The following is a 23,631-nucleotide window of genomic DNA, read 5'->3' as shown; positions in this document are numbered from 1 at the left end:
AACCCCGTCTGAATCATAATAACCCCGCGAATCAAAAAGCTGTTTTCTGCTTCAACCTCGTCGGATTCAATCGCTTCGGGTAACTACAACAAATCGGGGCAAAAGTAGCGTATTTTTGCGATTCATCCTGTACAACTCATGCGAATCGCCCCTGGTTATTTACCCGAACCCCAGACTGACTACGAAGCCAAAGCCGTCCACTTTTGCCGGGCCTGGCTTTCGGGACAATCCTTTTTCACCCTGCACACCTCCGGTTCGACCGGTGCGCCCAAACCCATCATTTTAAGCCGTAGCCAGATGAGGGCCAGCGCCCACCTGACGGGACAAACGTTTGGACTTCGGGCGGGTGACCGGGCGCTGGCTTGCCTTAACATCGATTACATTGCCGGGGTGATGATGCTCGTGCGGGGGCTGGAACTCGGGCTGGATTTAACCGTGGTAGAACCCGCATCCAATCCGTTTCAGGGGTTCGATGCCAGTTTGGATGCGTTGGATTTTGCGGCTTTTGTCCCGTTGCAGATGCACACCCTGCTCGATCAGGCCGAACGTTCACTGCCGGTCCTGAACCGGATGAAAGCCATTCTGGTGGGCGGGGCCGCCGTGGATCAGGCGCTGGCCAGCCGGGTGCAGGCCATCGAAGCGCCCGTGTTCAGTACGTACGGAATGACCGAAACCGTCTCCCACATTGCCGTCCGCCGGATCAACGGTCCGGGCCAGACCGACGTTTTTCGGGCGCTAAACGGGGTTGAGATTGGCGTGGATAACCGGGGTTGCCTGAACATCAACGCAGCCGCCACCGATTTTCAAACGGTTCAAACCAATGATGTGGTGGAGTTGATCGATCCGCGCCACTTTCGGCTGCTCGGTCGGGCTGATTCGATCATCAACAGCGGGGGCGTCAAGATTCAGCCGGAACGGGTGGAAGAGGTCATTGCCGGGGTGCTGGCACGGGAGCACCTTCAGACCCGGTTTTTCATCTATGGTGTACCGGGCGGGCGGCTGGGCCAGCAAGTTGTTTTGTTTGTGGAGGATGAGAACGGATGGCCGGAGAGCCGTATTGACGCTGTAAAAAACACCGTTCGCCAGAAAATAGGGCCGTATGCTGTGCCCAGGAAAGTTCTGGCACTTCCGGTTTTTCAGGAGACACCAACCGGGAAAATTGACAAAAAAAGAATTGCTGCCACCTGCTTTCCGGAGAAAATGTGAACAGATCGAATTTCATTTGACAAAAATAGCTATTTAATATTTTTGAGGAACAACAAATGTTTATTGATTACCGATAAAAAATTGTTGTTTAGTAAGGAGGATTTGCTTAGGTTTGGTTCAGACTAACTGCTAAATCCCATGAAGCCACAATTCGTTTTCTCCTTTCTCAGAATCGCGACGAGCATCCTGTTTTATTTAATGGTATTGATTACCATCGCCGTTTTTTGCGTTGGTGCCCTCTCTTTTTATGAAGGCAATACCGGGCAGATGAAGGCGCAGTTTACCCAAGAGGTGATGGTATCTGATGAAGCAGATGAAAAGCCGAAGAGGCATTATTCGGAAGATGGACTGGCTCAGCTATCGGCCATTTCGAATCGGTACCGGCTGGAGTTTAAGCCGAATTCGGACTTAGGGTATTACTTTTTTGGTATGAATATGCTGAACCTGCTGCTTGTTATGACGATTCTGTGGCAATTCCGGCGGATCTTTGGGGAAGCGAACGTAGTTGACCCGTTCAAAAAGTCTATTTTCAGGCGCCTGGTTGTGTTGTCCATTCTGTTTGCGGCTTCCGATTTAATCAGACTGATTCATTATCTGGTGTTTGGTAGGTTGGTGCACCGACACCTCTCCAGCCCCAGTTTTGACCTGATCACGGAGTTGGGCAATGGGCTAATTACGGGGTTGATTGTTTACGCCATTGCTGTGATTTACCAGCGGGGTATCGTATTTCAGGAAGAAAACGCGTTAACCGTTTAACCCATGCCGATTATTGTAAACCTGGATGTCATGATGGCGCGCCGGAAAATGTCATTATCCGAACTGGCTGAACAGGTGGACATCACGTTGTCGAACCTGTCAATTCTTAAAACCGGCAAAGCCAAAGCCATCCGGTTTTCCACTCTCGAGAGGATTTGTGAAGCGCTTGACTGCCAGCCCGCGGATATTCTTGAATACGTGAAGTCGCCCGCTGCCAGCGGCAACACGCACCCGGTTGAGTTTTTAGACACATAAATACAACTTTAGTCGCCGGTCAACGTCGGAATGAGCCGGTACCCGTTAGTTGCTCCAGACTGGTCCCGTAGGGTATATTTTACTCCTCAAAGCCGGATGCGGAGCGGGTAACGGAATCCGTGCTACTTTTGCGGAGCGGGTAAGCAAAGCCGCTAAACATTTTACCTGGAATGGCTGATTCAACTTTCGATAAACTGGAAATTCGGTACCAGACCGCGATGGTGGTGCCTCCGCCGTATGCCCATTTTTTTACGATTATTCTTCGCGCTTCAGCGGATAAACGGCTCACCGTCGAGCTGACGATGACGTACACGGATCGCGATGAATTGGAAGAAGACGAAATTGTGGCAGAAGGTTTTACGCCCAACGATGATTACCAGTGGTCGGGGCAGCTACCGGCGGTTTGGGTGCAACCCGTGGGGGATCTCGTCCGGAAAACCCAATTGAAAGCGTTCGACGAGGAAAAACTGACGGATAATCAGGAGTATTTTCTGGTAACGATCGAGCAGAAACCGCAGGGCAGCCGGTCGGGTGCGCCCGTTCAGCGGACCGAATGGCAATTTCTCAGCCAGGAATTGATTCAGGCGGTGTTCGAAATTTCCGGCAAGGAAAAGCCGTTTGAGGCAACGTACGTCGAGATCGAGAATGGAGGGCGCGTCGAAGCCCGGCTGACGGCTTCGTTCGGTCAGCGGGAGACCCGGCTGGAAATCCGGCGCAACAACCAGAACCGCTCCACAACCCTGCCCTGGAAGGAGTTGAATGCGATGATGGAAGTTTTCTACGGCGTTGATTACAACAGCGAAGAAGCCCTGACGGCACCGCCCCGCAAACCCGGTCGGTACCTAAACCTGGGGACGCCGGAGTGGTACGAAATTGGAACGGCGGTGGTTGGCGATGAAGGAGCCGTTGGCAAACTGCGTAAATTGCTGACTCGCCTGATCCAATCCTGACGGGCTTAAAACGATACGGTCTGTTGCATCATCACCAGTTCGAGTTGACCATCGGCTTTTTTCAGCAGGCAGCCCAGCCGGTATTCGCCCGGTTGGACGGCCTCTATTGGCAAAACGGTCGACAGACTGGCGTCGAAATAGGTCCCCTGCGTCAAGAACCGTCGCCAGCCGGCAAACTTGGGCAGCGTGCCCGCCAGATACGTCTTTTGACGGGCCTCACTGTGCAAAACCACAAACAGATTGTCGTGCAGGTGCTGACGGGCCAGTGGTAAGGAATGAACGGTCACCGAAAACTGCGGGGGACCGTTCCCTTCGTGCAAAAACCGCTGCGTTTGAAGACGGTACGGTTTGAAATCCTTCTGCTGTACGGTGGTTTGCAACAATTCGCCCAAGCCATTGAACAGGTCGGGCACTTGCCAGTAGCCCTGCCGGTAGGCCGGAATCAAAAAGGGCAGACTGCTTTCAATGGTGCTGTAATTGTTTAGTTCAGTCTGGTGTTGGCGCCAGTTGTAGGTGTCGGCCATCAACCGGCTGTGTTTGCTGGCTACCTCCGGGGTGTAGAGCGTGTAGGCGTTGACGAAAATAAGGGCGGCAAAACCCGTAAAAAGCAGCAGGAAGCTTTTTCGCAGTTTGGGAAAACCGTCGAGCAGAAACAGGTAAAAAAACAAGGAACTCAAAGCCGCATAAATCTTGAAACGATTTTCGAGAACCAGATCGGAAGACGCCCGAAAAACGGTGATTAACCCGATGGTCAAGAGGATAAAACAGAAAAAGGCGGACAATTCATTTCGAAACGAATCAACAAGGGGCCGCTTTTTAAACGAGGTAAAAAAGCGGATAAGAAGTACTGGTAAAGTTAGCAAACAAATTACCGACCCCCAGGCAATGGATGCGCCGATCGACACGGCCGGAAAAACCGATAAGCTGGCTCCAATTCGGGCAACAAACGAGGCCGGTAAATACGCCCAGTTGATTGTACTTCTGACCCCGCTTCCGGGCGTATAATCCGACAGATAAAATACCAGCGCCAGGGCCATAAATACACCCCACGGAATCAGACTTTTGTACTTTCTTTCAAGCAGGAGCAGAAAGCATCCGGTGGCAAAAACCAGGATACCGTTGCCGTGGGTAAACGTCGCCAGCGTAGCGAGAACAACCGCAATTCCCAACCTCAGGGCTGTCGGTTTTCGCAGCAAAGTCAGGCAGCAGGCCAGCAGGAGCAGGAGGGTAATGTGCTGCAAGCCCGTCAGAGCCCAGATGCTGACTTCGTGGTACTGGGGCTGAAACAGCAGGAACGGAATGGGCAGAAAGTAATAAAAGGGCAGGGCAAGCCGCCGAAACAACCGGTAAATAAATGCCGTAACCAGCACCAGATTTACAGCCGCCACGAAAATAAACAGCTTAAAATTCAGGTGGCCCGTCAGCAGATAATCCAGGTAACTAATCAGCCGGGGGACAAAAATACGGTGGTCGTTTTCGGGCCGGAAAAGTTGAGTGAAATTAGATTTCCAACCTTGATCTTTCCGGATTTCATGAATGATTTGTAGTAAGCTATTGTCGTCCTGAAACGGAAAGTTGACGGAATAGGCATCGACATAATACAAAAAAAAGCCGATAACAAAGAGGACAGTAAGGCCCGTAATCCAGTTCAGTACTGTCTGCCCCCTGCGCTTTTGAGTCGGTGGGATGTTAATGAGCAATGAGTTCACCAAGTCAGTAAAACAAAGCCAGCTGTTCTCATCGGGGTGGTCGTGATTGAGTACCCGAAAACTAGCTATTAAAATTTATTTTTTCTGAATCCGGTCGAGTTCGTACCGCAGATCCTCAACCAGACTCCGGATGCCGTCCAGGGAAGGACTCGCTTCGGGCATTTGCTGACTAACAAAAGCCGTAACCTCCCACACTTCGAGCACATCCCGAATGGCAACCTCCCGGCTGCCGATGGCGGGTTGGTCGGACGTCAGCAGCAGTGTTCCTTTCAGCTTGACCTGGTTAAACACCCGTCGGCACAAAACCCCCTGATTCTGCACCAGCAGAACATACAGTTTACTGTCGGCGATCTCGTACCAGTTTCGAATGAATTTACCAATCAGGTGCGCCCCGGGCAGCGTAAAGTCCTCGCCGGTTTCGAACGCCCGGTAATGATCGGGCGGTAAAAACGGCAATTGCAAAACGGCCAGCCGGTTTAAAAAATCCGTCTGCTGATACCGTTGCAGATACTCGTTGTACTGCCGTTTCCGAACCAGGGGAATGGTGTTGTGGTGCGTATCTAGGCCGTTGGCGGATTGCCGCTCGACCGTTGAATGCGCATTCGGACGGCTGTTTTCGTAAGCGTTATTGAACGTCAGGGGCTGGGGTTCAGGCTGTTTAAAACTCGTTGGATACGGAGAGAAACCTTCCCGCACCGAAATCGGCCGGGGAATGATGCGCTGCGCCACCAGCTTGATTTGCTGGGGGTTTTCCGGCGGTTTGGGCGCATTCACAACCGGTTTGCCGGTGGGGTACTGGTAGAATTTTTCCAGAACCGTGGACAAGGCTTTGGGAGCCGACGCCGGATTTTGGGGCTCAGGGACTTCTTTGGGCAGGGGCGGGGCCGGAAAGTTCATTGAACCGGCGGGCCGATCCAGCGGTAAAGAAAGATCGGGCGTCTCACGAATTTTTCGTAAATCGCTTTTCAGCAGGTTGTCAACGGTTGTGTTGAACGCGCGGGCAATCGACATCAGGTTGTCGAGGTTGGGGTTTGCCCGAGCTTCCTCGTAAGCGCCCAGAAGCGACCGTTTGATGCCAATCCGCCGGGCAAATTGTTCCTGGGTTAATCCATTGAGTCGACGGAGGTACTTGATGTTGTTGCTGACAATGCTCATGGAACAGTGTTTTGACAAAAATATTAGTATTTCTGTATTATTACCCGCTTTTTCAATGAAAACGTGCTTGTGAGATGGAAACCGTGACGGATAATCTCGAAAATAAGGCCCGAATCCGGCAGTTATTCGATGCGCAACGCCAGCAGGCTCGCACCGTCGCGTTAACGAAAGCCCCGGAACGAATCGCCAAGCTGAAGAAAATTCAGGCGTATCTGCTAAAGAATCGGACCGGTCTGACTACCGCCCTTTACGCCGATTTTCGAAAACCCCCGGCGGAAACGGAGCTGACGGAGTTGTTTGCCACCAACAACGAACTGAATGTGGCCCTCCAGCAGGTAAAAAACTGGCTTAAACCGCATTCCGTGCCAACCCCCTTAGGAATGTTGGGAACGTCCAGCTACGTACGCTACGAGCCCAAGGGCGTCACCCTGATTATTGCCCCCTGGAACTATCCATTTTACCTGACCATCAAACCGTTGATCTCGGCCCTTGCCGCCGGAAACACGGCAATCCTGAAACCGTCGGAGCTAACGCCAGCTACTACGGATTTCATTCGCGAGATGATTGGGAGCCTGTTTCCCGAGGAGGAAGTGGCCGTCATAGAAGGCGACGCTACGGTGGCTCAAAATCTGTTGGAATTACCTTTCGATCATATTTTCTTTACCGGCAGTACGGCTGTTGGCAAGCAAGTGCTGGCCGCTGCGGCCCGAAACCTGAGTTCCGTTACGCTGGAACTGGGTGGAAAGTCTCCTTGCCTGGTGGACGAAACGGCGGATATTGAAGCGACGGCCCGCCGAATTGCCTGGGGTAAATGGGTCAATAGCGGTCAGACGTGTGTGGCACCCGATTACGTGCTGGTGCAGCGGACGGTGAAAGACCGGCTGGTGGCAGCCATTCAGAAAGCCGTCCAGCGCATGTACAATGCCGACGGCATGGGGGTTCAGGCGTCGGAGAGTTACGCCCGGATCATTAACAGTCGCCATTTCGACCGGCTGAAGGCCCTGCTGGATGACGCCCAGGCTAAAGGCAGTACGGTTTTAATAGGCGGGCAGACTGATCCAAACGACCGTTTCATCGAACCGACCCTGTTGGAAAACGTGAGTATAAATATGGAAGTGATGCAGGAAGAAATCTTTGGTCCGCTGCTGCCCATTATCGCCTACGACACGCGCGACGAAGTGCAGCGTTACCTAACGGGTCGGGACAAACCGCTGGTCATGTACCTATTTAGTCAGACAACGGCGGCCGCGCAGTACTGGCTGGAGCGCACCACGGCCGGTAACACGGTGATCAACGATACGCTCGTTCATTTCGCCCATACGGAGTTGCCGGTAGGCGGTGTAAATCAAAGCGGTATCGGAAAGTCAAACGGATTTTACGGTTTTCAGGAGTTTTCAAACGCCCGCGGAGTGGTCAATCGGCAGTTTGGCGTACTCGATTTGATCTATCCGCCATATTCAGACAGGGTGAAAAAGCTGGTCAATTTTTTCATCAAATACCTTTAAACGTTTTCTTGGATTATTGGGTCCGTATCCAGGAATGTCTATCTTAGTGACGACTTTTACTCAACAAATCACTATGACTAATACCTCTCCGACTTCAACTGAGTATAATACCACCCCGGGAATGATAACCAGGCTTAATCAGAAAGCGGGAGATCGTTCGGGCATTCCCATTGTCTTTGTTCATCAGAACTATAGTCATTACCTTGAATTTACATTACGTCAGGCCGCAAATTCCAACCCAGATAGCCCGATTCATTTAATAGGGGACGCAGACAACAACCGGTTTCCGTTTCTGATTCACCATACTATCCGGGATTTGCTGAACGAAGAGACCGAGCAGTTCGAGCAAGTCTACAAGCATTCGTCGCCCAACAATTACCATTACGAACTGTTCTGTTTCATTCGCTGGTACCTGGTCAAGGAACTCATGCGCCGGGAAGGCTACCAGCAGGTGTTCGTGGCCGATTCAGACGTGATGATTTATTCGGATCTGACCAAATACGTCGACCAAACCGGTCTGAATCAGTACATTGCGGGATTTAATGTTGGCGCTGACTATCAGTGGGTCCGGTCGTCTTCGGGTCATTCATCGTACTGGACCTGGGAGGGCATCAATCTTTTCTGCGAGTTGGCTGGCAACCTGTATACCGAGCCCCGGCTGATGGCATTCATGGATCAGATTCGGGCCGAGAAAATTATTAAAAACGACCGCGCCGGTATCTCGGACATGACGGCGTTGTATGTTTTTTACGAAGAAGAGCGTACCCGCATCCGCAACCTGTCCGAATCGCTGAACAGCTCGGCGTTTGACCACAACATCTGCATGGCGACGAACTACAACCTGGACGAATACGAATTCGGCCTGGGTCGTAAAAAGATCGTGATGAAAAACGGCTTCCCGATGGCTCACAACGTTTTCTTAAAGAAAGACGTGTTGCTGCACACGCTTCATTTTCAGGGAAATAGTAAAAATATCATTCACCGGTATTACACCGGGGGCGGTCTGCGGCCCACGCGGCTTTTCAGGGAAATGCGTTTTAAGGCGTCGGTTTTATACCATATGGTACGCTAACCGGGGCCTAGTATTCCGTGTTGGGCAGGTTGACGGTGTCCCGCCAGTAGGTGGCCACGTCACCCATCATCTGGATCAGGTCGTCAAACAGAATGGGTTTGACCAGATAGGAATTGGCGCCCATCCGGTACGCTTTCTCCACTTCCTGCCGCGAGGATGTCATGATCAGGACCGGAATGTTCTTCAACTGGTTGTTGGAACGGATGGCGCGGAGGGTGTCCAGACCGTTGCGGAGGGGCATGTTGATGTCCAGAATAATCAGCGAAGGCAGGGGATTGAGGGCATCCGGGCTGAGGCAATTCAGGAGGTATTCCATGACCTGATCGCCGTCCTCAACGAATCGTCCGCAATCGAATAATCCATTTTGCATCAGCGCTTCATCCAATAACAGCCGATCTTCTTCATCATCCTCGGCAACTAAAATGGTAAACGGTCTATTTGGCAACATAGAGAAATCGGTGGGCACAGAACAACGTCCCGGATTGAGCGATTGAAGATAGCGGTTTTCATAACGATTGCCAACTTATGGATTTATATTTTGCCTAAATTCAACGGATTACCTTATTTACAGTACCTTACCGGTTACATTTTTTGATTTTGCTGTTCTTTTCTATGCGTTATTGGTTGCCGATTTTATTACTTTCTTCTTTGTCGGCCGCGGCCCAGACTCTTCCCGTTCTCGATCAGAATCCACCTTCTCTTTCCTGGTATCAGGTGCGCACGCCCCATTTTCGGGTTTTGTACCCCCGGGGATTCGATCAGACGGCCCAGCAAACCGCCCGGCGTCTGGAACAGGTTTATCAACCCGTCAGTGCAACGTTGAAGAAACAGCCCCGCCGGTTGTCGGTCATTCTGCAGAACCAGACCATGCAGAGCAACGGCTTTGTGACGCTGCTGCCCCGGCGCTCGGAGTTCTTTGCGACGCCCCCGCAGGACCCCTTTCTGGCCGGCAACCTCGCCTGGCTTGACCTGCTGGCGGTGCACGAATTCCGGCACGTAGTCCAGTACGACAAAGCGTTGCAGGGGCTTACCCGTGCTGCTTATACGTTGTTTGGCAACACGGCTCTGGCGGCCTTGACGCTGGGGGTACCCGACTGGTTTTGGGAGGGAGATGCCGTTGGAACTGAGTCGGTTTTAACCGGGGGCGGGCGGGGCCGGATTCCCCATTTTGACCTCGGAATGCGGGCCAATCTGCTGGCCGGTCGGCGGTTTAGCTACCCCAAGGCTGTCGGGGGTTCTTACCGCGACAATGTGCCCAATCACTACGTATTGGGCTACTTTATGTCTACTTATTTGAAGCGAACCCACGGGGCCGCTGCCTGGAGTGATGTGCTGAACCGGTATTATCGGTTCCCGCTGTATCCGTTTTCGTTTTCCAATGGCATCAAAAAAACGACCCGTTACCGGGTGGAGGAGCTTTACGACCGCTTGATGGCCGATATTGAAGAAACCTGGCGAAAACAACAGGAAGGATTGAAACTGACCGATGCGGTCACTTATCCGGTGAAGGCGTCGGAAAAGGTGTTTACCAACTACCAATATCCGCAGTCCATTTCTGATCAGGAGGTAGTTGCCGTTAAATCCGGTTTGGGAGACATTACGCAATTTGTCCGTCTGGATCGCAACGGAGAGGAAACCCGGGTTTTTATCCCCGGTTTATACAACAACCCCGAAATGCTGTCGGCGGCCGCCGGGAAAATATGCTGGACCGAGTTTCGCTACGACGTGCGTTTTGGACAGAAAATCGATTCTGAAATTAAACTGTATGATTTCAAGACCCAAAAACTACGCCGTCTGAGCCACCAAAGTCGCTATTCGGTGGCCGCGCTCTCGCCCGACGGATCACGGGTAGTGGCCGTTCGAAACGACGAAGCCTACCAGACCCGGCTGGTGATTCTGGATTCGGAAACAGGGCAGGAACTGCGGGTTCTGGACAATCCGGAGAACGACTTTTACGTCCAGCCCCGCTGGCAGGAAGATAACCGAACGCTGGTGGCTGTCATCCGAAAACGAAGCGGCAAAACCATCCAGCGGATTGATGCAGAAACCGGCACCCGGCGCGATTTGATGCCGGTTGTCAACCAGAATATCAGCCATCCGCAGCCCTGGAAAGAGTATGTTTTCTACAATTCGCCCCAGTCGGGCATCGACAACATCTACGCGCTGAACACCCAAACCGGCCAGACCTACCAGGTTACCTCCCGGCCATTGGGGGCGTATCATCCTACGGTTTCCGGGGACGGTAAAAAGCTGATTTTTCACGATTTTCGGGCGAGCGGTCACCGCATTGCCGAAATGCCGATTGATCCGTCCCGTTGGGTACCCGCGGGGCAGGTTAATGACCAGTCGGTGCGGTACTTTGGTCCCCTCATTGCCCAGGAACCCGGCGCGGCTGCCGTCCGTTCGGCCCTGGCCGATTCGTTGTCCGCACCCGAAGAATACCCCAAAAGTCGTTACAGCCGATTGCTCAATGCCGTTAATATTTACAGTTGGGGGCCGGTGGTTAGTTCCGACGGGCAAAGCGGCACGGTTGGCCTGCAATCTCAGGACTTGCTCAGTACAACGCAGCTTGGTGTGGGCTTAGGGTACAATCAGGCCGAACGAACCGTCAATTATTACGCAAATGCAAGCTACCAAGGCTGGTTTCCCATCCTCGACGTTGGCTTTGAGCGGGGGCAACGGTCTACTTCCGTCTACGTGGATCGGCGGACCCCGCTTGATTCTTTGCGGAGTGATTCGTGGAACTACAATCAATTGACGGCGGGATTTCGGATTCCGTTGCAGCTTACCACCTCGAAATACAATCAAAGCGCCTACCTTTCGGCGTATTACAATCTACAACAGGTCAGCGGGTATGATCTGCCCGTGCGGCCCATCACGGAAGTGGGCTTCGGGCGGGTACTGAACGGGCTGTCCTACGGTTTGTCGTATTCCCGGACGCTGAAGATGAGCAAACAGGATGTGGCTCCGCGCTGGGGCCAGACGGTATCGGCGGTTTGGCGCAACACACCGTTTGGCGGGGCATTACGCGGGGAGGTATGGGCCTTGCAGGGTAGTGTGTACCTGCCGGGTGTCGGTAAGCATCATTCCCTGCGGGTACGGGCGGGGTATCAGGAGCAGATGCGGGGCACGTATCGCTTTGCGGCCGCGGTGTTTTTTCCGCGCGGGCAACCCTACGTCAGCTACGATCAGTTGATGACCGCCAGCGCCGAATACCGTTTGCCGCTGCTCAATCCGCATTGGGCCGTTGGGCGCTGGCTTTACATTCAACGGGTAAAAGCCGCCGGCTTTTACGATTTTGCGCAGGGGGAAAGCCGCTCACCAATGCCGGGATCGGCTGGTTATAACCAATTTTACACGACAGGGCTGGATGTATCGTTTGTGTTCAACGTGCTGCGGCTTCGCACTCCTTTTGAAGCGGGCGTCCGGACGATTTATAACCTGAAATCCGGTGAAATGATTGTGCAGCCGCTGGTGATCGGTATCGGAATTTAATTAATAAAAAAGCCCACGGGGTGGACCCGTGGGCTTTTTTATTACTTGTATACTTCCTTGCGGGCGGCCTTGAGGGTGTTCTGCATCAGGGAGCAGATGGTCATCAGGCCAACCCCGCCGGGTACGGGTGTAATGTAGCTGGTTTTGGGGGCCACTTCGTCAAACTTAACGTCGCCTTTCAGCGAAAAGCCGCTTTTCTTGGTCGCGTCCGGTACCCGTTCCAGGCCGACGTCGATTACCACGGCGCCTTCCTTCACCATGTCGGCGGTAATAAACTCCGGGCGGCCCAGGGCGGCAATCAGAATGTCGGCTGTACGGCAGATCTCGGGCAGATTCTGCGTCCGGCTGTGCGTGAGCGTTACGGTGCAGTTGCCGGGGTTGGTGTTGCGCTGCATCAGAATGCTCATCGGCAGGCCCACAATCTGGCTGCGGCCTACTACCACGCAGTGTTTGCCCGCCGTTTCGATCCCATACCGTTTCAGCATTTCCAGAATGCCCTGGGGCGTCGCCGAAATGTAAGCCGGCAAGCCCTTGGCCATCCGGCCAATGTTGATCGGATGAAAACCGTCCACGTCCTTGGCGGGATCGATGGTCTCCATCACTTTGTCCGCCGAGACGTGGGCGGGCAGGGGCAATTGAACGATCAGGCCGTCCATGTCGGGGTTAGCATTCACGTCCCGAACGGCATTGATCAGTTCTTCTTCCGTAACGGAATCGTCGAACCGGATGAGCGTGGACTTCATCCCGATTTCTTCGCAGCTTTTCATTTTACTGGCTACGTAGGTTTCGCTGCGGCCGGCGGTACCGACCAGAATGGCAACCAGATGCGGAATCTTGCCGCCTTGTGCGTTGATGTCGGCTACTTCAGCCGCGAGTTCCTGTTTGATTTGCTGGGAGAGGAGTTTGCCGTCAAGGAGTTGCATGCGTCGAATCAATAAAAAGGCAAAGGTAGCGGTTTTGTCCGGACCTGGTGCGGCTTTGCTCATTATTTGGAATCAGACTGGCTTTTTACGGAAAAATTCACTATACTTGTAAAAACCGCATTGTATCCTGCATTTTTCTAGCCCCCAGCGTCTTTAATTTGATGAAGTTTTATCGGACCATATTTTCATTTCTCTGCTTCCTGCTGATCGGGTGGGCGCTTGGCTATTGGGCCGGGTCGCCGGCCGGTGTGGCCAGCGGTGCGGAATGGAAGGTGGTTACCATTGGAACCTCGTCGGACCACGACCTGCTGGATCACCTGACCGATGAGTTTTCCCACTCCATCGTTCACGAAGTCATTGTGGCCCCGACGGTTTCGCACCAGGTGCCGCCGGCTTTTTTCGCCATTATCCCGACGGTTTGGGTCCTCATCCGGGAACCCCGACTGATCCGTCAACGCAGCGTACCCTATTATTTCTTCGCTTATTTCCGGCGCCTGTTCGGCCATCAGATCGCAATAAACGCCCCTTGATTCTGCCCAACCGATAGCGGGAGCCCGGCTCCCTTTGGCTTCGCTCCTAAAGACCCGTCACCATCAGGACGGTTTTCACGACTCACCGGATACAGATTGAATACAGACCCCTGGCGGTCTGGCGACCTGAACCCGTTAGGTGAGCTATATCCCTATTTCTCTCATTGTAAATTATTTGTCCACAAACCACACATGATCATGGTAAAAACACGCATACAAAAGGCAAAGACGTCGGCCGTTTACCGGGAAATAAAGGAAGCATTTATGATTATTCTGGGCGTGCTCTGCGCGGGCATGGGCCTAAAGGGCTTTCTGCTTCCCAATGACTTTCTGGATGGGGGCGTTATCGGGATTTCGCTGCTGTTGCAATTGAAAACGGGTATTGACCTGGCCATTCTGGTGGTGCTTGTCAATATCCCCTTTATCTGGATGGGCTTTCGGCAGGTTTCCTGGACGTTTGCCCTTAAAACCGCTGCCGGAATCGGGCTGCTGGCGCTGTGTCTGGCGTTTATACCGTATCCCATCGTGACTACCGATAAGCTGTTGATTGCTGTCTTCGGCGGTTTTTTCCTCGGGGCCGGTATTGGTCTGGCCATGCGGGGGGGCGGGGTACTCGATGGCACTGAAGTTCTGGCAATTTACGTTAGCCGTCGGTCATTCATGTCGGTGGGGGATGTCATTATGGTCATCAACATTTTGATCTTCGGTTCGGCTGCCATTTTTATCAACGTTGAAACGGCTTTGTACGCCATGCTGACCTACTTGGCTGCGTCGAAAACTGTCGATTTCATTATTCACGGTATTGAGGAATACATTGCCGTCATGATCGTTTCCGACCGGCACGAGGAAGTACGGCAATTGATCACCGAAGAATTAGCCCGGGGTGTAACGGTGTTGAAAGGAGAGAAGGGCTTCGGAAAACGCGGGTTACGCCAGAACGATATTAACATTCTGTACGCCGTGGTAACCCGTCTGGAGATTACCCGTCTGAAGGATAAAATCAGTGAGGTAGACGAAAAAGCCTTTTTGATTGAACACAGTATTGCCGATGTGAAGGGCGGCATGATTAAACACCGCCCGCTGCATTAGCCGCAATCAATTGTTCCGCCAGCCGCGACAAACCCGTTGTGGCTGGCTCCGGAACAAAGGTCAGATTCTTCCGCGGACGGATATCCGGAACGTTCGGATCGACGACATAAATGGGCACACCGGGTCGGACAAAATCAATCAGTCCGGCCGCCGGATAAACCACCATCGACGTACCGACAATGATCAGAATATCGGCCTGGTCGACAATTTCCACGGCGGTTTCCATCATCGGGACGGCCTCCCCAAACCAGACAATATGGGGACGGAGCTGCGAGCCTTTTTCGCAGCAATCGCCCTTTTTTAATTCCCAGCCGGCCATGTCGTAAACCAGCCGCGGGTCGCGGGTGCTGCGGGATTTAAACAGTTCGCCGTGCAGGTGAATAACGTTCGAAGAGCCCGCTTTTTCGTGCAGGTTATCGACATTCTGGGTAATAATGGTAACAGCAAAGTGTTGCTCCAGCCGCTTCAACGCCAAGTGTCCGGCATTGGGCTGGGCGTCCAGAGCCTGTTTGCGTCGCTGGTTGTAAAACTCCAGGACCAGATCGGGGTTGCGAGACCAAGCTTCAGGTGTGGCTACGTCTTCTACCCGGTGGTTTTCCCACAATCCGTTGGAGTCCCGAAACGTCCGCAACCCGCTTTCCGCACTGATGCCCGCGCCGGACAGAACCACAAGATTTTTCATCGTGCTATCGATTAGAAAAACCACTCGCCCAGGCGAGTGGTTTTCGTATTAAACGGTCTAACAAGATAGTCGGCTGGGCGTTACTTCTTTTTGGCAACGGCTTTTTTGGCCGCTGGTTTCTTGGCGGCAGCGGTAGTGGTTACAGCCGCTTTGGTGCTTTTCTTCGCTTTGGTTTTTTCCTCCGGAACGGTGTCACCCGCCAGTCGGAGGCAATCTTCCAGTGTTAGCGAAGCCGGTTCAACGTCTTTCGGAATTTTAACGTTGCGTTTGCCAACCGCGATGTAGGGGCCATACATGCCATTGACCACTTTCACCGCCGTATTCTCGGGAAACTCTTTAATGTATTTATTGCTTTCCGCCTGCCGTTTCTGCTGAATCAGTTCGATGGCCCGGTCCAGAGTCAGCGTAGCGGGGAATATTCCTTTGGGCAGCGAAATGTACTTATCGTCGTGTTTGATGTACGGACCAAAACGACCTTTGCCGGTCGTAATGAGTTTACCTTCAAATTCGCCGATGGCTTCGTTGATGTTTTCGACCCGCTTCTGCTGAATCAGTTCGATGGTCCTTTCGGCCGTAATGGTATAGGGGTCATCATCTTTCGTCAGCGAAACGTATTTATCGTCGTGTTTGACGTACGGGCCAAATTTACCGATCCCGATCACCATCGGTTTATCTTCAAAAAAGCCGACTTCGCGCGGCAGCGAAAACAAATCGAGGGCTTCTTCCAGGGTAATGGTTTCGATCAATTGGCCTTTTTTTAGGTTGGCAAACAACGGTTTATCCTCGTCGGTGGCTTCTCCGATCTGCACGTACGCGCCGTAGCGGCCCAGCCGGGCGGATACTTTTTTGCCCGAACGCGGATCGAGGCCCAGTTCCCGGCTGCCCGGTTTCGCCCCCGTCAGAGCCGCGCCCTGTACGGTTTCGACGTTCCGGTGGAAGTCGCCGTAAAAGTTTTTGATCATGTCCTGCCAACCCATTTTGCCGCTGGCAATCTCATCAAACTCTTTTTCGACGTTCGCCGTAAACCGGTAGTCAACGATGCCTTCAAAGTATTCAACCAGAAAGTCATTAACCACCAGCCCCATGTTGGTCGGAAACAGCTTGGCTTTTTCGGAACCGTAATTTTCCTTGCCGGTTTTCTCCTGAATCTGGCCCTGCTTCAGGGTCAATTCCTTGAACTCCCGTTCTTTGCCCGGACGGTCTTCCTTGACGACATATTGCCGTTTGATGATCGTCGAGATCGTGGGGGCGTAAGTCGACGGACGGCCGATGCCCATTTCCTCCAGTTTTTTCACCAGACTCGCTTCCGTGTAGCGCGGGGCCGGGCGGCTGAATTTCTGGGTGGCTTTCATCTGGTCCATGTTCAGGACCTGACCGATGGACAGCGGGGGCAACATGCCTTTGCTTTCTTCGTCCTCGTCGTCGGTCGATTCCAGGTAAACTTTCAGAAAACCGTCAAATTTAATGACCTCACCCTGGGCGATCAGCTCCTCGGATGCGGTTGAAATGGCAATGGTGGCCGTGGTCCGCTCCAACTGCGCGTCGGCCATCTGCGAGGCAATCGAGCGTTTCCAGATCAGGTCGTACAGCCGTTGTTCGTTGCGATCTGCCCCGGCAGCTTTCACCGAAAAATCCGTAGGCCGGATGGCTTCGTGGGCTTCCTGCGCCGACTCAGACTTGGTTTTATACTGGCGGGTGTGCACGTACTTTTCACCAAATTCATTCGTGATGGCCTGCTTGGCCTTCTCAATGGCTTCCTGCGAAAGATTGGTTGAGTCGGTCCGCATGTACGAAATTTTACCGCTTTCGTACAGTTTCTGGGCCAGCGTCATGGTTTGCAACACCGAGAAGGACAGCTTCCGGGAAGCTTCCTGTTGCAGCGTTGAGGTCGTAAACGGCGGGGCCGGTGATTTCTTGGCGGGCCGGGTTTCCAGATTTTTAATCGAGAAAACGGCCTCACGGCATTTTTCCAGAAAGGCCCGCGCTTCCTCCAGGGTCGCAAAGCTCTTGGGCAGTTCGGCGTTCAGCACACGGCCGTTGTCGACCAGAAACTGCGCCGTTACCTTGTAGCTGGATTTGGTGTTGTGGTTGTCGACCTCGCGTTCGCGTTCCACAATGAGCCGCACCGCAACCGACTGCACCCGACCCGCCGACAGGGCCATGGAGCTACCCGATTTAATTTTTTTCCACAAAACCGGCGACAGCTCGAAACCCACCAGCCGGTCGAGGACCCGCCGGGCCTGCTGCGCATTCACCAGGTCGATGTCGATCCGGCGGGGCGACTGAATGGCGTTCTGAATGGCTTTTTTGGTGATTTCGTGAAAGACAATCCGTTTGGTGTCTTCTTTCAGACCAAGCGCTTCTTTCAGGTGCCACGAAATGGCTTCGCCTTCACGGTCGTCGTCCGTGGCCAGCCAGATTTCTTCGGCCTCCTTGGCTAATTTCTTTAATTCGCTGATAACCTGACGCTTGTCAGGAGAGACTTCGTAGACGGGACGAAAGCCATTGGGGATGTCAATCGCCATATCATCTTTCGGCAAATCCCGTACGTGGCCGTAGCTGGATTTCACCACGAAATCTTTACCCAGATACCCTTCAATGGTCCTCGCCTTCGCGGGTGATTCCACGATAACCAGGTTTTTTGACATATGAATTCAGGTTGAATGTTAAAATTGCGCCGACAATCGGCTCCCACGTCTCGTGCCAAATATAGAAGCAAAAGACATAATACTTACAAATTGAGCGGAGGGAATAATGAGTACGGCGGGCAATGCTTATGGTGTAATAACCATTTTTGGGGAGCAAACGTTCCGAAAAAAATGGTATTATATGACCAAAGCATAATCTTTGGGGTTCAGGTTCAACCGTTCCTTTGGGCGGCAGAAACAAGCGGGGCCGGATGCTAACTTGCGGAGGTCAGTCTTGACTGGCCGGCGGGAAAAATTCCGTCCTAAAATTCATAACGTTTACAAATTATCGCGAAAATGTCCGCTCATTTTATTTTAGAAGGAAAATCATCTAATTTTGACACGCTTATTTGGAAACTCATTTTCCAGTAATGGGTGTTGTCTATTTAGATACATGATTCTATTCACTGCTTAAATTCCTCCTGTCTATGGCTTTTGATTTTGACATGATTCAGCGCGTATACGACGGTTTTGGCGAACGTGTCGAAGCAGCCCGGCAAGTGGTGGGTCGTCCCCTCACGTTGTCGGAAAAAATATTGTACGCTCACCTCAGTGCCGGTATTCCCCAGAAGGCTTACAACCGCGGTAAGGACTACGTTGACTTTGCGCCCGACCGGGTGGCAATGCAGGACGCAACGGCCCAGATGGCCCTCTTGCAGTTCATGCAGGCGGGTCGTCCGCAGGTGGCGGTACCGTCGACGGTGCACTGCGATCACCTGATTCAGGCCGAAGTGGGCGCCGTTCAGGATCTTGAAAATGCCAACAATAAAAACCGGGAAGTGTACGACTTCCTGTCGTCTATATCCGATAAATACGGCATCGGTTTCTGGAAACCGGGGGCCGGGATTATCCACCAGGTTGTGCTCGAAAATTATGCCTTTCCGGGCGGTTTGATGATCGGTACGGACTCCCACACTCCCAATGCCGGTGGTCTGGGTATGATCGCTATCGGGGTAGGTGGTGCCGATGCCTGCGACGTAATGGCCGGTTTGCCCTGGGAACTGAAAATGCCGAAACTGATCGGCGTGAAACTAACCGGGAAGTTATCGGGCTGGGCCTCGGCGAAAGACATTATCCTGCGGGTGGCCGGTATCCTGACTGTAAAAGGCGGAACGGGCTGTATCGTGGAATACTTTGGCGACGGAGCGGATAGCCTGTCGGCTACCGGAAAGGCCACCATTTGTAACATGGGAGCTGAAATCGGCGCTACAACGTCAATTTTTGCCTTCGATGAAAAGATGGCGGATTACTTACGGACCACCGACCGGGCGGATGTGGCGGAAGCCGCTAATGCCGTGCGTCAGTACCTGCGTTCGGACGACGAAGTATACGCCGATCCGGCCACGTATTACGATCAGGTAATCGAAATCAATCTGTCGGAACTCGAACCGCACGTCAACGGCCCATACACGCCGGATTTGGCATGGCCGCTGTCGAAATTCGCGCAGGCGGTTAAGGAAAATGGCTGGCCCGAAAAACTGGATGTTGGTCTGATCGGTTCGTGTACCAACTCTTCGTACGAAGACTTGACCCGGGCCGCTTCCGTGGCGCAGCAGGCCATTTCGAAAAACCTCAAAACGCATTCGGAATACACGGTAACCCCGGGCTCGGAACTGGTTCGCTACACAACCGAGCGCGATGGTTTGCTGGATACATTTGAAAAAATTGGTGGGGTCGTGCTGGCCAATGCCTGCGGGCCCTGTATCGGCCAGTGGGCGCGGCACATCGACGACCCGAACCGTAAAAACTCCATCATTACCTCCTTCAACCGGAACTTTGCCAAGCGGAACGACGGTCTGGCCAATACCCACGCGTTTGTGGCATCGCCGGAACTGGTGACGGCTATGGCCATTGCCGGTAGCCTGACGTTCAATCCGATGACGGACAAACTGACCAACGAAGCGGGTGAAGAAGTGATGCTGGACGAACCGCAGGGAATCGAGTTGCCCGTCAACGGTTTTGCCGTGGAAGATGCGGGTTACCAGGCACCGGCCGAAGACGGCAGCGGGGTGCAGGTTGTGGTGAGTCCGACTTCGGACCGTTTGCAACTGCTCGAATCGTTCAAAGCCTGGGAAGGCACCGACCTGACCGGCCTGAAACTGCTGATCAAGGCAAAAGGCAAGTGTACGACTGACCATATTTCGATGGCGGGTCCGTGGCTGAAATACCGCGGTCACCTCGACAACATCTCCAACAACATGCTGATTGGGGCGGTCAACTACTACAACGAGAAAACCAATACCGTAAAAAATCAGCTGACGGGTGAGTTCGGCGAAGTGCCAGCGGTTCAGCGGGCTTACAAAGCCGCCGGTATTGGTTCAATCGTGGTGGGTGATGAAAACTACGGGGAAGGGTCGTCACGGGAGCACGCAGCCATGGAGCCGCGGTTCCTGGCTGTGCGGGCCATCCTGGTGAAATCATTCGCCCGGATTCACGAAACCAACCTGAAAAAACAAGGAATGCTGGCCCTGACGTTTGCCGATCCGGACGATTATGATGATATCCGGGAAGACGACACCATCGACATCCTGGGCCTGACGGAATTTACTCCGAACGGCCAGTTGACGATCCGGTTGAACCACGCGGATGGTACGACTCAGGAGTTCCAGGTGAATCATACCTACAATGAAACGCAGATTGAGTGGTTTAAAGCCGGATCGGCCTTGAACCTCATCAAGCAGAAGCAAAACGCCTAAGCTGCGCGGAGTTGTTTAAAATGTTGAAAGCCCGCAGAACTGCTAGTTCTGCGGGCTTTCTGTTTGTTTAAGTGCCGTGGGTAAACGGCTTTCTGTGGAGCCTCTAACTCGCCAGAAAATTAACGGCCTGCTTCAGGGTCCGCTCGTTATGGGTTTCCGGATCGGTGTACGACCGTTCGCCCACTTCAATAGTAAGCTGCTTACCCAGGAGTTGCTTTGTATCCAGATCTTGCCCTTCCTTGGCTTCAATGCCTACCTGCTCAAACAAACCAATGATGGCGGGCATACCCGCCGGGGATTGGTAAAACCGGTGGGACACATACCCGTCTTCGTTCTCGAAGCGGACCGCAAAAAAAGGAATACCTTTATTCTCACTTGTTCCCTCCTCAATGTCAGTAATGGTGACGGTTTGCCGACCGTCGGCCAACACGGTTTTATCCTGTCCTTTCTCTACCGCAATTTTCATAACAGTGCTATGTTTTATTTGTATCATAAACCGGCAGGGCTGATCGTTTGTTTTAAAAAATTTGCTTGTCAAGACAGTTTTTCTTGAAAAGGGCGCTCAGGAGGGGCGGAGAGGAGCAACTTGCGTGTTTTACTTGTATTATAGGAGGGTCTCCACGGGCAGGTTGAAAATAATATGGTTAAGTTCAGCATTCCTTTCAATCAGATTATAAATCATTTTGGGGCCTTCCAGACTTATCCCATATGAGACTATTTCTTCAACAAGCACATGTGGGTACTTTTTTCTCTTCTGGCGGCTTTGTCATCGGCGGTCGTTGTGACGCTATCAAAAGCAGGTATTAAGAATGTTAATCCCAGTCTGGCCTTCGCTATCCAGTCCATCTGCATTCTGGTTGTGTCCTGGAGCGTAGTGATCGGACAGGGAATGGTTGCTGAGGTGAGCCGCATCGATCGCAAGGTCTGGATTTACCTGATCGTGGCGGGCGTGGTTACCTGCATCTCATCCCTGCTTTCGTTTCGGGCGCTGAAACTGACCGATGCCGCCCGGGCCTCTCCGCTGGACAAGATTTCCTTGGTGTTCACCATCATTCTCGCCGTATTTTTTTTGAAAGAAAAAGTCAATGCCCAGCTCATCATCGGGGCCGTTTTGATGGCTATCGGGGCGGTAATGATTGCGCTGTCGCGGTGAGGAAGTCATCCGGTAACTAAGCCGTTTGGGGGCCAGGCGGTTTTTTTAGTCCGGAATTGATAAGTTTGTGCGAATACGAATGAACAAGTCCCGTACCCCCTATGACGTATGAAATCTGGCAGCCTCTGTTTATCGGTATGGTTATATCGATATTGCTGCTGAACGTTGTCCAGTGGGTAACGTTTCGGGAGCGGATATACGGGTTGTACACGCTCTACATGCTGGCCTGGCTGATGTACTTCGTTTTTCGGGTTCCCGAAATCCGCGACCTGCTGGGTCTTACCCCAACCGATTGGAGCTTTGCCCGGGTCTGCGCGCCCATGCTGGCTTACCTGGTTTACTTCAGTTTTACCGATGCCTTTATTGGGTTACGAAAGCGGCTGCCGGTTTTATACCGGGTGCTGCACTACGCCCGCCTTGGCATCATGGGGTACTGCCTGCTCCAAGGCTGGATTTGCTACCTTGCGGCAGACACCTATCCGCGGCTGTACAACACGGCGCACGATGTCGGCCGGGTGTTGATGATCGGACTGGCGATCTACGCGATTTATAAAATCATCAAGTTGGATGATGTCATCGCGCGGTACTTCGTGGTGGGATCGGCATTTTTGCTGCTGGGGGCAACCCTGGCCATGATCCTGACTTTTCTGGACGAAGCCTCGGAGGAAATTGTCTACTTCTGGCAGGCACCCATTACCCCCATGCAGATGGGCATTATTCTCGAATTGATCTGCTTTTCGCTGGGACTGGGCTACCGGCAGCGGCAAGCCGCCATTCGAACGGCCGTTCTGGAGCAGAAAATCGAACGGCAGCAGGAAAAACACGAGCGTAAACAACTGGAAGCTGAGCTGGCCGTGCAACAACTCCGGCAGGAAATGTCCGAAGTGCAGATGCGGGCGTTGCAGTCGCAGCTGAATCCGCATTTTCTCTTTAATTCGTTGAATTCATTGTCGTCACTGATTGTCGAGGAACCCGCTAAGGCCGAGCAGTTTGTGGATGAAATGGCGAGTGTGTACCGGTACATCCTGCAAACCCACGATTTTGAACTGACCACACTGAAACGGGAGCTGAATTTTATCCACTCATATTTGCACCTGATGCAAACCCGCTACGGCCGCGGCATCGCCTATACCATTGAGGTTGCGGATGATTTTCTGGTTGACCAGCTGCCGCCCCTGACGCTCCAGCTGCTGATTGAAAATGCCGTCAAGCACAACATCGTGTCGGGCGACAAACCCCTGAAAATTTATATTGGCACCACCGAGTCTGGATGGCTCATTATCCGCAATAATCTACAGCGTCGGTCCGTCGATCGGGTGAAATCCACCAAGAAAGGTTTGCTCAACATCCTCACAAAGTACAAAATGCTGGGTCAGCCCACGCCAACCGTTCAGGAAACCGACGACGAGTTTATCGTCACGCTGCCCTTGATCCGGTAAGACAACCGCTTCACATCCGCGTTTTTCCGTTTCATGGAATTTGGCATGGTTTCGACGGTCCACCTAACCCAATTTTGGGCCACCAACCACACCCAACGCTTCCGGAGAGTGATTGCAATACTTCATGAAAAAACGAATTGCGCTGCTTGTGCTGATCGCCTGTCTTGTGGCTGGGCAGTCAGTCATTTCAAGCGGATAATGCCGTGAAAACCAAAGATATGGAGTCGGTTGGTCCCGGGTTTGGGGATTCCCTAGACCGTCCAGCCGGTGAACCATTTCGACTCCCCAGCGGACTAACCTTGAAAACACTTAATGGAAGCTACGAGAGC

At 52.8% G+C, this 23,631-nt stretch carries 19 protein-coding genes; 12 read left to right on the top strand and 7 right to left on the bottom strand.

Annotation, left to right across the window (positions count from 1 at the left end):
• The first annotated feature begins 138 nt into the window (after positions 1 to 138).
• From OQ371_RS21625 to OQ371_RS21610, 4 genes are all read left to right on the top strand, one after another.
• Positions 139 to 1,206, top strand: coding sequence for an AMP-binding protein (locus OQ371_RS21625; protein ID WP_265990411.1), 1,068 nt, complete (start codon positions 139 to 141; stop codon positions 1,204 to 1,206).
• 138 nt (positions 1,207 to 1,344) lie between these two features.
• Positions 1,345 to 1,962, top strand: coding sequence for a DUF2975 domain-containing protein (locus tag OQ371_RS21620; RefSeq protein WP_265990410.1), 618 nt, complete (start codon positions 1,345 to 1,347; stop codon positions 1,960 to 1,962).
• Positions 1,963 to 1,965: 3 nt separating this feature from the next.
• The gene (locus OQ371_RS21615; RefSeq protein ID WP_265990409.1) at positions 1,966 to 2,217 is read left to right on the top strand and encodes a helix-turn-helix domain-containing protein; all 252 of its coding nucleotides are present in this window, start codon (positions 1,966 to 1,968) and stop codon (positions 2,215 to 2,217) included.
• Between the two features lie 170 nt (positions 2,218 to 2,387).
• The gene (locus OQ371_RS21610; protein ID WP_265990408.1) at positions 2,388 to 3,167 is read left to right on the top strand and encodes a hypothetical protein; all 780 of its coding nucleotides are present in this window, start codon (positions 2,388 to 2,390) and stop codon (positions 3,165 to 3,167) included.
• A 5-nt stretch (positions 3,168 to 3,172) separates the two neighbouring features.
• On the opposite strand, the gene OQ371_RS21605 is transcribed toward OQ371_RS21610, so the two are convergent.
• Both OQ371_RS21605 and OQ371_RS21600 read right to left on the bottom strand, forming a co-directional pair.
• Complete coding sequence (locus tag OQ371_RS21605; protein WP_265990407.1) at positions 3,173 to 4,867, bottom strand: hypothetical protein; 1,695 nt, start codon at positions 4,865 to 4,867, stop codon at positions 3,173 to 3,175.
• 84 nt (positions 4,868 to 4,951) lie between these two features.
• Complete coding sequence (locus OQ371_RS21600) at positions 4,952 to 6,031, bottom strand: helix-turn-helix transcriptional regulator (RefSeq protein WP_265990406.1); 1,080 nt, start codon at positions 6,029 to 6,031, stop codon at positions 4,952 to 4,954.
• A gap of 74 nt (positions 6,032 to 6,105) precedes the next feature.
• Between OQ371_RS21600 and OQ371_RS21595 the strand changes: the two genes are divergently transcribed.
• Positions 6,106 to 7,536, top strand: coding sequence for an aldehyde dehydrogenase family protein (locus tag OQ371_RS21595; protein WP_265990405.1), 1,431 nt, complete (start codon positions 6,106 to 6,108; stop codon positions 7,534 to 7,536).
• 121 nt (positions 7,537 to 7,657) lie between these two features.
• Positions 7,658 to 8,608 carry a hypothetical protein gene (locus tag OQ371_RS21590; RefSeq protein WP_265990404.1) on the top strand — a complete coding sequence of 317 codons (951 nt, stop codon included), beginning with the start codon at positions 7,658 to 7,660 and terminating at the stop codon, positions 8,606 to 8,608.
• A 7-nt stretch (positions 8,609 to 8,615) separates the two neighbouring features.
• Here OQ371_RS21590 and OQ371_RS21585 read toward each other — a convergent pair whose 3' ends face one another.
• Positions 8,616 to 9,056 (bottom strand): response regulator, encoded by a 441-nt coding sequence (locus OQ371_RS21585; RefSeq protein WP_265990403.1) that lies wholly within the window; start codon positions 9,054 to 9,056, stop codon positions 8,616 to 8,618.
• A gap of 164 nt (positions 9,057 to 9,220) precedes the next feature.
• Here OQ371_RS21585 and OQ371_RS21580 point away from each other — a divergent pair, with 164 nt between their 5' ends.
• Positions 9,221 to 12,103 carry a hypothetical protein gene (locus OQ371_RS21580; protein ID WP_265990402.1) on the top strand — a complete coding sequence of 961 codons (2,883 nt, stop codon included), beginning with the start codon at positions 9,221 to 9,223 and terminating at the stop codon, positions 12,101 to 12,103.
• Between the two features lie 41 nt (positions 12,104 to 12,144).
• Here the strand turns inward: OQ371_RS21580 and OQ371_RS21575 are convergent, their stop codons facing one another.
• Positions 12,145 to 13,026: a bifunctional 5,10-methylenetetrahydrofolate dehydrogenase/5,10-methenyltetrahydrofolate cyclohydrolase gene (locus OQ371_RS21575; RefSeq protein WP_265990401.1), complete on the bottom strand. Its 882-nt coding sequence runs from the start codon at positions 13,024 to 13,026 to the stop codon at positions 12,145 to 12,147.
• Between the two features lie 161 nt (positions 13,027 to 13,187).
• On the opposite strand from OQ371_RS21575, the gene OQ371_RS21570 reads away from it, so the two are divergent.
• Complete coding sequence (locus OQ371_RS21570) at positions 13,188 to 13,556, top strand: hypothetical protein (protein WP_265990400.1); 369 nt, start codon at positions 13,188 to 13,190, stop codon at positions 13,554 to 13,556.
• Between the two features lie 198 nt (positions 13,557 to 13,754).
• Positions 13,755 to 14,645 (top strand): YitT family protein, encoded by an 891-nt coding sequence (locus OQ371_RS21565; RefSeq protein WP_265990399.1) that lies wholly within the window; start codon positions 13,755 to 13,757, stop codon positions 14,643 to 14,645.
• Here OQ371_RS21565 and OQ371_RS21560 read toward each other — a convergent pair.
• Positions 14,623 to 15,327, bottom strand: a complete 705-nt coding sequence (locus OQ371_RS21560) for an SIR2 family NAD-dependent protein deacylase (protein ID WP_265990398.1) — start codon at positions 15,325 to 15,327, stop codon at positions 14,623 to 14,625. The two genes, OQ371_RS21565 and OQ371_RS21560, sit on opposite strands and share 23 nt — an antisense overlap.
• A gap of 80 nt (positions 15,328 to 15,407) precedes the next feature.
• On the bottom strand, positions 15,408 to 17,975 hold the full coding sequence (gene topA / locus OQ371_RS21555) for a type I DNA topoisomerase (RefSeq protein WP_265990397.1): 2,568 nt from the start codon (positions 17,973 to 17,975) through the stop codon (positions 15,408 to 15,410).
• A 467-nt stretch (positions 17,976 to 18,442) separates the two neighbouring features.
• Between topA and OQ371_RS21550 the strand changes: the two genes are divergently transcribed.
• Entirely contained in the window at positions 18,443 to 20,710 is a 2,268-nt protein-coding gene (locus OQ371_RS21550) for an aconitate hydratase (RefSeq protein ID WP_265990396.1), read from the top strand.
• A gap of 103 nt (positions 20,711 to 20,813) precedes the next feature.
• Here the strand turns inward: OQ371_RS21550 and OQ371_RS21545 are convergent, their stop codons facing one another.
• Positions 20,814 to 21,176 (bottom strand): hypothetical protein, encoded by a 363-nt coding sequence (locus OQ371_RS21545; protein WP_265990395.1) that lies wholly within the window; start codon positions 21,174 to 21,176, stop codon positions 20,814 to 20,816.
• A gap of 267 nt (positions 21,177 to 21,443) precedes the next feature.
• Between OQ371_RS21545 and OQ371_RS21540 the strand changes: the two genes are divergently transcribed.
• Together OQ371_RS21540 and OQ371_RS21535 are read left to right on the top strand one after the other, a co-directional pair.
• Complete coding sequence (locus OQ371_RS21540; protein WP_265990394.1) at positions 21,444 to 21,863, top strand: EamA family transporter; 420 nt, start codon at positions 21,444 to 21,446, stop codon at positions 21,861 to 21,863.
• 101 nt (positions 21,864 to 21,964) lie between these two features.
• Positions 21,965 to 23,302, top strand: coding sequence for a sensor histidine kinase (locus OQ371_RS21535; RefSeq protein ID WP_265990393.1), 1,338 nt, complete (start codon positions 21,965 to 21,967; stop codon positions 23,300 to 23,302).
• Positions 23,303 to 23,631: the final 329 nt, after the last annotated feature.

Source organism: Larkinella insperata (assembly GCF_026248825.1).
Classification (GTDB): domain Bacteria; phylum Bacteroidota; class Bacteroidia; order Cytophagales; family Spirosomataceae; genus Larkinella; species Larkinella insperata.
Note: the sequence above shows the minus strand (reverse complement) of the source record. Positions and strands in the feature narration are given on the sequence as shown.

Coding starts and splice junctions, on each gene's coding strand:
- OQ371_RS21610 (WP_265990408.1), top strand. CDS start 2,388: ATGGCTGATTCAACTTTCGATAAACTGGAAATTCGGTACCAGACCGCG.
- topA (WP_265990397.1), bottom strand. CDS start 17,975: ATGTCAAAAAACCTGGTTATCGTGGAATCACCCGCGAAGGCGAGGACC.
- OQ371_RS21580 (WP_265990402.1), top strand. CDS start 9,221: ATGCGTTATTGGTTGCCGATTTTATTACTTTCTTCTTTGTCGGCCGCG.
- OQ371_RS21545 (WP_265990395.1), bottom strand. CDS start 21,176: ATGAAAATTGCGGTAGAGAAAGGACAGGATAAAACCGTGTTGGCCGAC.
- OQ371_RS21590 (WP_265990404.1), top strand. CDS start 7,658: ATGATAACCAGGCTTAATCAGAAAGCGGGAGATCGTTCGGGCATTCCC.
- OQ371_RS21585 (WP_265990403.1), bottom strand. CDS start 9,056: ATGTTGCCAAATAGACCGTTTACCATTTTAGTTGCCGAGGATGATGAA.
- OQ371_RS21570 (WP_265990400.1), top strand. CDS start 13,188: ATGAAGTTTTATCGGACCATATTTTCATTTCTCTGCTTCCTGCTGATC.
- OQ371_RS21615 (WP_265990409.1), top strand. CDS start 1,966: ATGCCGATTATTGTAAACCTGGATGTCATGATGGCGCGCCGGAAAATG.
- OQ371_RS21575 (WP_265990401.1), bottom strand. CDS start 13,026: ATGCAACTCCTTGACGGCAAACTCCTCTCCCAGCAAATCAAACAGGAA.
- OQ371_RS21565 (WP_265990399.1), top strand. CDS start 13,755: ATGGTAAAAACACGCATACAAAAGGCAAAGACGTCGGCCGTTTACCGG.
- OQ371_RS21595 (WP_265990405.1), top strand. CDS start 6,106: ATGGAAACCGTGACGGATAATCTCGAAAATAAGGCCCGAATCCGGCAG.
- OQ371_RS21625 (WP_265990411.1), top strand. CDS start 139: ATGCGAATCGCCCCTGGTTATTTACCCGAACCCCAGACTGACTACGAA.
- OQ371_RS21535 (WP_265990393.1), top strand. CDS start 21,965: ATGACGTATGAAATCTGGCAGCCTCTGTTTATCGGTATGGTTATATCG.
- OQ371_RS21600 (WP_265990406.1), bottom strand. CDS start 6,031: ATGAGCATTGTCAGCAACAACATCAAGTACCTCCGTCGACTCAATGGA.
- OQ371_RS21620 (WP_265990410.1), top strand. CDS start 1,345: ATGAAGCCACAATTCGTTTTCTCCTTTCTCAGAATCGCGACGAGCATC.
- OQ371_RS21560 (WP_265990398.1), bottom strand. CDS start 15,327: ATGAAAAATCTTGTGGTTCTGTCCGGCGCGGGCATCAGTGCGGAAAGC.
- OQ371_RS21540 (WP_265990394.1), top strand. CDS start 21,444: ATGTGGGTACTTTTTTCTCTTCTGGCGGCTTTGTCATCGGCGGTCGTT.
- OQ371_RS21550 (WP_265990396.1), top strand. CDS start 18,443: ATGGCTTTTGATTTTGACATGATTCAGCGCGTATACGACGGTTTTGGC.